At 64.0% G+C, this 7816-nt stretch carries 4 protein-coding genes; 3 read left to right on the top strand and 1 reads right to left on the bottom strand.

What is annotated here, in order from left to right:
• From AC1DVA_RS25570 to AC1DVA_RS25560, 3 genes are all read left to right on the top strand, one after another.
• Positions 1-2594, top strand: a 2594-nt coding sequence (locus AC1DVA_RS25570) for a PD-(D/E)XK nuclease family protein (RefSeq protein WP_476807738.1), incomplete at its 5' end; no start/stop codon positions are given.
• A complete protein-coding gene (locus tag AC1DVA_RS25565) occupies positions 2594-5953 on the top strand; it encodes a UvrD-helicase domain-containing protein (RefSeq protein WP_476807737.1) in 3360 nt (1119 codons plus the stop codon). The genes AC1DVA_RS25570 and AC1DVA_RS25565, both read left to right, overlap by 1 nt.
• Positions 5950-6240 (top strand): hypothetical protein, encoded by a 291-nt coding sequence (locus tag AC1DVA_RS25560; protein WP_476807736.1) that lies wholly within the window; start codon positions 5950-5952, stop codon positions 6238-6240. Before AC1DVA_RS25565 ends, AC1DVA_RS25560 begins: the two co-directional genes overlap by 4 nt.
• A 1334-nt stretch (positions 6241-7574) precedes the next feature.
• Here AC1DVA_RS25560 and AC1DVA_RS25555 read toward each other — a convergent pair.
• A partial coding sequence (locus AC1DVA_RS25555) for an MBL fold metallo-hydrolase RNA specificity domain-containing protein (RefSeq protein ID WP_476807735.1) occupies positions 7575-7816 on the bottom strand: 242 nt, incomplete at its 5' end.

Raw genomic sequence — 7816 nt, 5'->3', positions numbered from 1 at the left:
AGGCAGGGGCCTTTGGCACCGTTGTCATGACCTTCGAGCAGGCCGCGGCCCGGCTCGCCGGCGGCTTCTCTCGCGGGATCGATAACGACACGCTCACGGGGGTGATCCATGAGGCTCTGCCGGTAACCGACCTCGGCGAACTCGACGGAATCAAGCTGCTGCCGGGCATGACGAGCGCGGCAGCCGAGACACTGCATAAGGTCTGGCGGTCCGGCATCGACCTGCAGGCACGAGCCGGCGCGAGCCCGCGCATCGCAGCTGTCGCGGTCTTGGAACAGGCCGTCATCACCAAATTGCCTGCCGGCATGATGCGGCCTTGCGACCTGGTCGAGCGCGCGATCGCCCGGATCAAGCATGCACTCGCGGTGCTTGGCCCAATCGAGATCGTGGGCCAGACCGAGATGTCGCCGTGCTGGCGCCCGCTCCTGCTGGCGCTGACGAAGCACGTGTCCGTCACCTGGCAGGCCGGGCCGCGGCATGTGCCTGCCTGGCTCGATGGGGTCGGCGTCGACATAGTGCGCGCGGATCCTGCATCGCCTGCGGTGACAATCATCAGCACGGCGACCGCGCTTCACGAGGTGATCGAGGCGATCCGCTGGGCGCGCGAGCTCATTGCATCAGGACGCGCCAAGCCCTCCGAGATCGCTATCGCCGCGGCGAGCCCTGCCGATTACGACGACCACATGTTGACGCTGCGCAGCGATGCCAACCTCGATATCCGCTTCGTCCACGGCACCAGCGCGATGGCGACGCGCGAGGGGCAAGCCGCGGCCGCACTCGCCGACATCCTGTCACGGGGACTGTCGCAGGCGAGACTTCGTCGTCTGTCGTCGCTGTGCAAGGACACAGGACCGTTTGCAGGCCTTCCTGAAGGTTGGGCGCGTATCCTGCCCGAAGATGCCCCGCTGTCGTCGCTCTCGGCCTGGAACCGCTTTCTGGCGCAGCTCCCGGCCGAGGCCTGGCCTGATGGTGCCGATCACAGCCAGAAGCTCAGGACGGTCGTCCAGACGCTTGCAGGCGGACTGGTGAAGGCAGAGGAGATCGGTCGCGAGATCCTGCCAAAGCCGGCGCTCCGCATCTGGCTCAAGGCTCTGGAGAACGGGCCGGCCGTCGCAATTCCGATTACCCTTGGCGGTATCCGCCTCGACGACAGCGCCCCTGCGCCCGCCTCGATCGCCTGGATGCCGGCCTCAGCACTGTCGGCGAGTCCGCGGCCCTTCGTGCGCCTTCTCGGGCTGACGTCGCGCGCCTGGCCGCGGCTGGCGTCCGAAGATCGCCTGCTGCCCGACCACATCATCCCGAGCGAAGAGATCGATCCGCTTCCGATCGGAACGGCCGACCGGCGGGACTTCGAGACCATCCTCGCAACCACGCGCACAGAGGTTGTGCTGTCGCGACCGCGGCGTGATGGCGAGGGTCGCATGCTCGGCAAGAGCCCGCTCCTGCATGGCCTTGCCGGTGAGGACGTCTACCTTCAACGCAACCGGGCGCCGGGGCATGCGATGAGCGAGGTCGACCGCCTGGCCGCTAGGGTCGACGAGTTCCGTGCGCTACCGCTGGCGGCCTCCGCTGAAGGCTGCTGGATCGACTGGCATGTCGCCGACATCACACCTCACGACGGCCTGATCCGTGCAGATCACCCTGCACTGGATTTCGTCCTGGCTCGCAGCCAGTCGGCGACCTCGCTACGCAAGCTCCTGCGCGACCCGCTCGGCTTCGTCTGGCGGTATGGCCTCGGCCTCAAAGCCCCCCGCATGGGAACCGAGCCCTTGGACCTCGACAGCCGGGGTTATGGCGAAATCCTTCACGCGACGCTTGATGGTGCCGTCAAGCGCCTCGAGGCCGCCGGCGGATTGGCCGGAGCCAGCCAGGAGCAGGTGCAGGATGCGATCGCGGCTGCTGCCAAAGAGGTTGGCGCGCGTTTTGAGGCAACCCAGGCTGTGCCGCCGCCGGCGATCTGGAACCGCAAGCTGGAGGATCTGCGTGAGCTCGCAGGCATCGCGGTTCGGCCGCAGGGCGAAGAGCCGCTGCCTGGCCAGAAGAGCTATGCCGAGGTTCCGTTTGCACGGCCCGAACAAGAGGCATCGGCCCATCTCCCTTGGGATCCCAGCCAATCGGTCAGGATTCCCGGTACCGGCTTCCTGATCTCGGGTTTCATCGACCGGATCGATCTGGCCGGCGACTTTAGCGTCGCCCGGGTGAGCGATTACAAGACCGGCAAGCCACCGAAGGAGAGCGATCCCTTCATCATCAATGGCGGCAAGGAGCTTCAGCGCTGCCTTTACGCCTTCGCGGTGAAGGTCCTGCTGGGCGACGACGTCCAGGTGGAGGCTGTGCTGCGCTACCCGCGCTGTGGCCGGACAGTCCCGCTTGAGAACGCGAATGCAGTCCTTGGCGAGCTGACCGGATATCTCGCCACAGCACGGGAAAGCCTGAAGTCTGGACGCGCCCTGCCGGGCCCGGACACCACCGACCAGTACAACGACCTTCTCTTCGCGCTGCCGGCGAATGCGAAGAACGGCTATCACCCGCGCAAGCAGGGGGCGTCGACCACAATGCTCGGGCCGGCGGCCGCTGTTTGGGAGGCGCTCTGATGACTGCCGTTTCGAGAAACCTGCCCGACCAGGCGAACCGCATCGTCGCCATGACGGCACACGACCGTTCCTTGTTGATCGAGGCCGGCGCCGGATCGGGGAAGACCGCGATCATGGCCGGCCGCATCGCCATGATGCTGATTTCGGGCATCCGTCCGCGCAACATCGCGGCGGTCACCTTCACGGAACTCGCGGCAAGCGAGCTGTTGGCTCGCGTGCGTCAGTTTGCCGAGGAATTGTCGGCCGGCCGCATCCCGGTCGAGCTCTCCAGTGTCATTCATGGCGCGCTCGATGCGGAGCGGACTTCGAACCTCCAGCGCGCCAGCCAGGAGATCGATGAGATCACCTGTTCAACGATCCACGGCTTCTGCCAGAAGCTCATCAAGCCCTATCCGGCGGAAGCCAACATCGACCCAGGCGCCTCGGTCGCCGACCGCAACGACGCCGACTTTGCATTCATGGACCTGCGGGACGCCTGGATTCGTGATCGGCTCGGCGCCAATGGCAGCCAGCTTCTGATCGAGATGGTGGGTGTCGACCCCGACGAGACACTCAAAGCTATTGTCCGGGTCTCCGACTGCATGCGGCGCTCGCGCGAAATCCTCCCTCCCCCGTCCCGTGCCATCGCGGGCCCGGCGGCTGACTTCAGGCAGGCCGTCAGCGCGCTCCGCGCCTTCATCGATGGTGCTCCATGCATCGACCCCGACACGGCGACCTACACCTCCGCGTTCGAGCAGATGGCGGCATCGGTGCTGCCGGCGCTCACATCTGAAAGCCCGGCGGTTCTGGTCGGCCTCGTTAACGAGGTTCCCGGCGAGGCATTGCGTACGAGCTCGGGGTTCAAGTCCTATCGCCGCAAAGGCGCCTGGGGCACGGCGGCGAAGGAGGCGGGTCTCTCGAAAGCCGAGGGCGACAGGCTCTTCGGCGAGGCGGAGCCGCTCTACAAGTCGGCTTGTGAAGCCTGGGATCAACTGGTCTCGAACGCGGCTGGTCGATTGCTGGCGGCGCTCATAACCGAGTTGCGCCCGCTGATCGATCAGTTCCGCGATTACAAGCGCGCGGCCGCCCTGCTCGATTTCGACGACCTGATCGAATCCGCTCGCGGTCTGCTCCGCAATCATGAGCCCGTTCGTCAGGCGCTGGCGGCGCGCTACGCCCATGTCCTCGTCGACGAGTTCCAGGACACTGACCCCGCCCAGTCGGAGATTTTCTGGCGACTGTGCGGCGAGGATGTTGATGGTTCCGGAGACTGGTCGACCCGCGCCTTGCGGCCGGGTGCCCTGTTCCTCGTCGGTGATCCCAAGCAGGCGATCTACAGATTCCGCGGCGCCGACGTTCGCGCCTATGTCGACGCGCGCAATGCGGTCGCAGAGCAGGATCCGGCCAACGTCCTCTCGATTGCGACGAACTTCCGTTCGTGCCGGTCGATCCTGGAGTTCGTCAACGGACGTTTTGAGACGCCGCTCTCGATCGAGAACAACCAGCCCGGATTCACCGCACTCGACCATTGGCACGCCGATCGCGGCGACCACCCTTGCGTAGCTGCACTGGACTTCGAGGGCCCTTCAGAGAAGGACGCGGAAGCCAGCAAGGCCGCTGAGGCCGAAGCCGTCGCTGAGCTCTGCGCGCGCCTCATTGGCAGCCACCAGGTCCACGATCACAAGACCGGCGRGATCCGCCTCTGCCGGCCGGGCGACATCGCACTGCTGGCGCCGACCGGGAACGGGCTCTGGCGCTTCGAGGAGGCGCTGGAGCGACGCGGCGTTCCGGTCGCCACTCAGGCCGGCAAGGGCTTCTTCTGGCGCCAGGAGATCCAGGATCTGATCGCGCTCACACGTGTCCTTGCAAATCCGCGCGATACCTTGGCKCTGGGCGCGTTGCTCCGTGGCCCRCTCGTTGGCCTGACCGACGAAGTTCTGCTCGATATGGCCTGGGCTCAGCCCCGCAACGATGGCCAGGCAGGTCCTGGCCGGTTCACCCTCTGGGCGGATCTCGATCACGTTGCAGACCCGGTCGCCAAAGACGCCCTGGCGCGCCTGCAGGGCCTCTCAAAGCGCGGCAACGCAACAACGCCTCACGACCTCCTGTCCCAGGCGGTCGCCGAGATGCGGGTGCGCCCGACGCTGCTTGCCCGGCACCAGGGCCAGGCAGAGCGCGCACTCGCCAACATCGACCTCTACCTGACGATGGCTCGCCCCTTTGCGATCCGCGGCTTGCGTGCCTTTGCCGAGGCGATGACTTCGGCCTGGGAGGATGACAGCAAGGCCGGCGAAGGCCGTCCGGACGCTCAGGAAGAATCCGTCTCGCTCTACACCATGCACGCGGCCAAGGGGTTGGAGTGGCCGATCGTGCTGCCAGTGAACACCTCGACCGGGTTGATGAACTCAGTTGGTGCGGTCATCGAGCGCGGCACCTCGCACCTTTACTGCAAGGTCTTTGGCGTCGCGCCAGCCGGGCATGACCAGGCGACGAGCGATGAGAAGGAAGAGATCACCCGCGAGCGCGTCCGCCTCTGGTATGTCGCCGCGACAAGGGCACGCGACCTACTCATTCTGCCGCGCTCGTCCAGCGGGATCGATGCCAAAAGCTGGCTCGGTGTGGTCGAGCTGACGATCGGTGATCTTCCCGGTGTCGCGGTCTCGACCTATGCGGACGCGGTGCCGGCTCCTCATGCGCCCGCAGCAAATGGCCAGACACGCTCGATCTTTGCCTCGGAGGGCGCCGCGATCTCCACAGTGTCGAGAGGGTTGATCTGGAAGGCGCCAAGCGACCACCACGACGACGACAAGGCCGTATTTGTCACGGACGAGCCGTCGGTCCTCGGCGGCGGTGAAGCCTCCGAGGATGATGACCTCCCCGTGAACATCGAAATCCAGGGCGGGCGGGAGCGCGGCCTCGTCATGCACAAGTTGTTCGAGGAGGTGCTCACCGGAGAAACGCCAGACGACCAGGCCAGCCTTGCCGCTCGTGCTGCGGTGCTCATCCGTGAACTTGGGCGGACGTCGGCGGATCATCCTGGACAAGGCTGCCATCCAGCGGAGCTCGCAGCCTCGGTGTCCAGGGGCCTCAACCTTCCAGAGGTTGTGGCCGTCCGTGGCTCACTTATGCCCGAGTGTCAGGTCTACGCCTTCTCGGCTGGAGATGGCGTCGACACAGTCACGTTCGGTATCGCTGACGCGATCGGATTCAGCGAGGATCGCGCGGTATTGGTCATTGACTGGAAGAGCGACGTTGATCCCGATGAAAAGACCGTAGCGGGGTACCGAGGGCAGGTCCGGGATTATCTGAATGCGACCGGTGTCGCTGTCGGGCTGATCGTGTTCGCCACCACCGGCAGGGCGGAGACGGTGAAGCTATGAAAGTCCGACCGAAGCTCGGTGATCCGTGTGCGGCACAAGACTGTGGCTTTCCCCTCCATGGCATCAGCGGAAACGTTCTGGCCGAGGCGGTCACGGTGACGAAACCTGTCCTGCGCTCGCCGTCACTGCCCGACACGATCAGGCGAGGAGGAATACCGTCGCCCGCCAAGCGGTATCTGATCTGCCCGCGCTGTGATGCCTACGGACTTGGCGCGGAACTGACAGAGGGGGTCAAGGTGGTTTCTGCCGAGGGGCAGTCGAAAAGCATAAGCGAGTTTCTCGACTAACAAGGTGCACTGCGGGGCTGTCAGAGGCGCGCGACACCAACCTGTCAGTGACGGATAGCAACGGCTTGCCTGATAGCGAGCATCACGCCGCCGACCCACGACCAGCACGATCCTGCAGACCATGCCGCGCGGCGAGATTCCCATAGCACACGGCCCCGGGCCGCGATTTCCTCCACTGGAGGCTCTCAGACGCGGGCCCAGGAGCCTCGCCAACGCTGCGCAAGGGACCGCATCTGAGACACTTCACACTTCCAGACGTTGTGTCGCCGTCCAGAACCGGACGTTCCTGGCCGGACGGCTAATCAAGCGAAGGTTCGCGAGACACCTACCAATTGTGCCGCAGCCGAGCCATCGGCGCCGGGTGGCTGTGTAYTACCTCAGCTTCCAGTCTTCGCATTCCTTGATGGTAATGCCGTGCTTCGTCAGCTTGTCTCGATGCGGCTCCCATCCGGAAACGCGAGCAATCGGCTCTTTGTCTTTCATCCCGTCGAAGATCAGAAGCCTGGGCATCGGATCGATCGCGAGTTCCGCAGATCCATCGCTTACGGCAAAGATCGCGGGGTCCAGCGGAGAGGACGAGTTTCCGCACGAATTGGCCATGTCGGCCAGCTCGACGAGGACACGGCACGATCTTTTATAGGAATCAATTATGTCGATCCGGTTATGCTCGTCGGAGCAGTACTTTCTGTAAATCTCCAATTGCGATTTGATCTTAGGGAAGTCACCATTCGATCGCAGTCTCGTGTCGGAGTACAATTTACCTTCCCACAGGGCGATTCTGAAGCCGGATAGAGCTGCTTCGAGATCGACCAGATCGATCCTGGACGCAATCTTTCCATCGGAGATCGCCATCTCTACGTCGATCACAGAGGGATTATTGCTAATGACGCGGTCGATCGAACGCTTCTCGGCGCCTGATTTCGGGTCGGCATTACCAATCCAGCTGCGTAGTGTCGCAACTCCATTATATTTGATTGAGCGCGACTCATCGGTAGGGTCTGTGAGAGTGGAATCTGAAGCCGCGAGCTTGGCGTACGCCTGAACCCCTCGCTTTTCGAACGCGTAATAAACGTGTGTTTCGAGACGCGGCTCAACCTCTTGATTGACACGTGGGCCGAAACACACGCGCGCGACGGACTGACCGCTACGATAGAAATTCAGATAGTTGTTCCGAACCGCGACCCGTAATTTCGGATCGCTTTCATCGCCACTATCAACGCCGCTGGGGGCCCAAAGAGCGAGCAGGTCTTTCCACCAATTTGGCTTTGATGAGTCAGTCATCGCCCGCAGGGCAGCCAGTGCATCTGGGCGAAGCCCACGTTTGAACGTAGTCATCAGGCATCCCACCATTCCCCGTCCTTCTGGACGGTCACATTGCTAAAGAGTTCCGGGAACTTGTCAGCCTGGAATGTGTGTATCGGGACGAGGCGCTTTGGTGCGATCGCTCCCGCCAGACGCTGCAAATCCGCAATGTCGGCGTGACCGGAGGTGTGAATGACGCCACCCCAGTGCACGCCCGCTTCGCCAAGTGCAGTCTGCACGCCACGGCCATAGTCCACGTCGAGATACCCAGCCC

Source organism: Allobosea sp. P4_C6, from assembly GCF_056402015.1.
The sequence above is the reverse complement of the archived record's forward strand: the minus strand, read 5'-3'. Positions and strand labels throughout refer to the sequence as shown.